Annotated in this window: 3 protein-coding genes and 1 CRISPR repeat array; of the genes, 1 reads left to right on the top strand and 2 read right to left on the bottom strand. The window is 31.4% G+C overall.

Annotation, left to right across the window (positions count from 1 at the left end; translation table 11 throughout):
• Nucleotides 1–52: 52 nt before the first annotated feature.
• Nucleotides 53–543: a CRISPR direct-repeat array (repeat unit 30 nt; unit sequence GCTGAACCTTAACATTGGATGTATTTAAAT).
• 82 nt (nucleotides 544–625) lie between these two features.
• On the bottom strand, nucleotides 626–1,369 hold the full coding sequence (gene istB / locus ABV008_RS07375) for an IS21-like element helper ATPase IstB (RefSeq protein WP_352419180.1): 744 nt from the start codon (nucleotides 1,367–1,369) through the stop codon (nucleotides 626–628).
• Entirely contained in the window at nucleotides 1,357–2,919 is a 1,563-nt protein-coding gene (gene istA, locus ABV008_RS07370; RefSeq protein WP_352419179.1) for an IS21 family transposase, read from the bottom strand. The genes istB and istA overlap by 13 nt, the downstream gene beginning before the upstream one ends.
• Before the next feature lie 250 nt (nucleotides 2,920–3,169).
• Between istA and ABV008_RS07365 the strand changes: the two genes are divergently transcribed.
• Nucleotides 3,170–3,306: transposase (locus tag ABV008_RS07365; RefSeq protein ID WP_352419181.1), on the top strand; the 137-nt coding region annotated here is incomplete at its 3' end.

Raw genomic sequence — 3,306 nt, 5'->3', positions numbered from 1 at the left:
ATTGGATGTATTTAAATAACTTCAAAAGGGTTTTTAATTGTCTTTTTAATCTGCTGAACCTTAACATTGGATGTATTTAAATTTATAGAGACCAGAGAAGTCTCCTCCACCTCTAACAAGCTGAACCTTAACATTGGATGTATTTAAATACTAAAAACGGTCTGATAACCTTAAAAACTCGATTGCTGAACCTTAACATTGGATGTATTTAAATAAGAAAGTCTAGATGAATTAGACCTGGTTAATAAGCTGAACCTTAACATTGGATGTATTTAAATTCTAAAACCATTTCATTAGTATAATTATTATAATTAGCTGAACCTTAACATTGGATGTATTTAAATTAAAGAGTCAGAATGGGAGTGGGAAGGAGAGAAATTGCTGAACCTTAACATTGGATGTATTTAAATAACTATTGCTAATGGATATAATAACCTAAACACAGTAGCTGAACCTTAACATTGGATGTATTTAAATTTAACAAAAGCATTGACATCGTTAAAATAGAAGAATGCTGAACCTTAACATTGGATGTATTTAAATACAAAGATAGTGAGATGTTACTGGCAAGTGTTTTTGGAGAAATTTCGGCAAATAATTTTACTGAATTTTTCCCAGTTGGATATTAAAATAATGACTTTCTGTGTTCTAGTCTATAACTCTTGCCAGACATACTAAAAAGCTCACATCTATACGTGATTCTGTCCAGTACTGCTGTTGTTAAGGCAGGGTCGCCTAATAGTTCTGTCCAGTCTTCTAAGCCTTTATTGGATGTGATAATAATTGAAGCCTGTTCGTGAAGTGCTGATACTAACTGAAAAAATAGATTTGCTTCTTCTCTTGTTATTGGAAGGTAACCAAGTTCGTCTATTATGACAAGGCTAGAAGATAATATTCTATTCATTTTTCCTTTACTTTTTCTTGATATTTCTTGTGTTTTTAGTACATGCATCAGGTTATCCATTGTTACAAAGCTAACCTTATACCCTTGTTCCACTGCTTTATATCCTAATGAAATTGATAGATGAGTCTTCCCTACACCTGGAGGGCCTAGGAAGATAAGGTTATACATCCTATCTATCCACTCCATTTCTAATAGCCTGTTGACTTGCTTTTTTGTTATAGATTTTTGAAAATCTAAGTCAAAGTCTTCTATTTTCTTTATTACTGGAAATCCTGCATTTTTTAATCTTCTTTCTTGTGCTTTTTTATCTCTTAATCCTATTTCACTATCAAGTACTTTTATTAATATATCTTGATATGAGTAGTCGTTTAAATCGGCTTCTTCAACGATTTTATCTGCGTTAATTCTTAGGTAATTTAGGTTAAGTTCTTTTGCATGTTCTTTAATTTGCTCTAGTTTATCCATGTCTTTTTATCTCCCTTCAAAGCATTTATATACTCATCAATGTTTCTAATTTCAGGTTTTAGATCATGATACTTTGAGGAGACGGATAGATTTGCTTTGTTATATTTCTTTTCTAAATTTGTTTCTTTCTGAAGTCTTAGATATTCTAGTGTATCTTTAAACATACCTGCACTAAAAAGCTTTCGCTTTACACAGTATTCTACTGCCTGTCCTATTGTTTTCTCATCATAAGCCCTTACTACTGATATTATTAATCCAAATTGGTCTCTACAATATCTCTCTTTTTCTTTTCGTATATTATCTAATAGTTCTTTTGCTTTATCTGTCATTCCAAGAGCTTTAAAGGCTTTATCATACATTTCATCTTTGGTTTTCTTTTTTTCTCTTTCTGGATGGTATATTTGAATTAACTTACCCTTTTGATTACTAATACTATGAGTTGCTATAACTAATCCGGTATCTAAATCAACTATATTCATCTTATTATCATTTATTATTAGTTTAACTTCTTTACCTGGCCTGTATGTGCCTTTTGGAATCTGGTATCTATTCTGCTTGTATGATATGGTATTGTTTTTTCTAACAGAATAGGTTAAACTATCATTAAGTTTAATATTTTCAAACAGGCTAGGTACTTTCTGTAAGTGTTCCTTTTCCAGAGCAAACACTTCTTTAGGTACCTTTCTTGTTATTTCATGTACTTTAGCATTACCAGTTCTATCTAGCCATTTAAATGAGTCCTCGTTTAGTAAATCAATATCTGCAAAGGCCCTATGCTTTGCAAAATTATATTTTGCATATTTAACTACCGCTTCAATTTTTCCTTTACTTTCTGGATCAAATGCTCTGCATAGCCTAGTTTTAAATCCCATGATGCTTATGTAACTTTGAAAACCCTCAGTATATATGATATCTCCATGGTTTTCTGATACAGCTAGAATCCTATCTTGATCATATACTATTTCTTTTGGCATTCCTTCAAAGTATTCAAAAGCTTTATTATGAGCATCTATGAAAGCTAGTGTATTAAAGGGCTTATCTCTCCACCATAGAAACTTATATCTTGAATGAGAAAGTACCATTGCAAAACAATATACTTTAACTCTTGAGCCATCACACTTAGATAGCCAAATCTCACCTAAATCTACTTGCGCTTGATATCCCATCGGAAGTTCTGGGACTTCTTCATACTGCCTTATACAAGAAACTTTAGGCAGTTCATATTTTTCCCTTAAATCCTTTACATAAAGTCTTAATGTTCTATCACTAAAATCCACTTCACCATACCTTTCTTTGAGCCAATCATATATTTGAGCAGTAGATATATCTCTAAATTCCTTTATCCAAGATAATATTAATTCCTTATGTCTATCAACTTTTTTGCTTCTATTCTTAGTTTCCTCCTTTAGTTCTGCATATTCTTCATAAGACATATTCCAGTATTTATCTACTGTCTTGTAGTTAATCTTAAGAAATCTACTTACCTGAGATTTATTGAATCCCTTTAATTTGTACTGCTTAATTTCAGCAAACATATTCCATCCCTTCAAGCTGTCTTCCTCCTCTGATAAAACATACCTTTAATTTTATCAGAAGATGAGGTATTATTGTATTAAGTTGGAAAATTCTCTCCCTTTTTGCTTGCCAAAACTTCTCCCTTTTATTATACCAGTCACAGAGAAGGCTAAGAAAGATAATAAACGCTGAACCTTAACATTGGATGTATTTAAATATTATTTTAATATTAATATAATCATTCCTCCTTTTGCTGAACCTTATATAAAAAGGAGAACTGCTTACATGAGAAAAAGAGAAAGAAGAACCTATACCGAAGAATTCAAAGAGCAAATGGTAAAACTATATGAAAGCGGTAAGCCTAAGAAAGATATTATGGCTGAATATGACTTAACGCCTACTGCCTTTAATACATGGATTAA

It is taken from the genome of Proteiniborus sp. (genome assembly GCF_040308045.1).
Classification (GTDB): domain Bacteria; phylum Bacillota; class Clostridia; order Tissierellales; family Proteiniboraceae; genus Proteiniborus.
The sequence above is the reverse complement of the archived record's forward strand: the minus strand, read 5'-3'. Positions and strand labels throughout refer to the sequence as shown.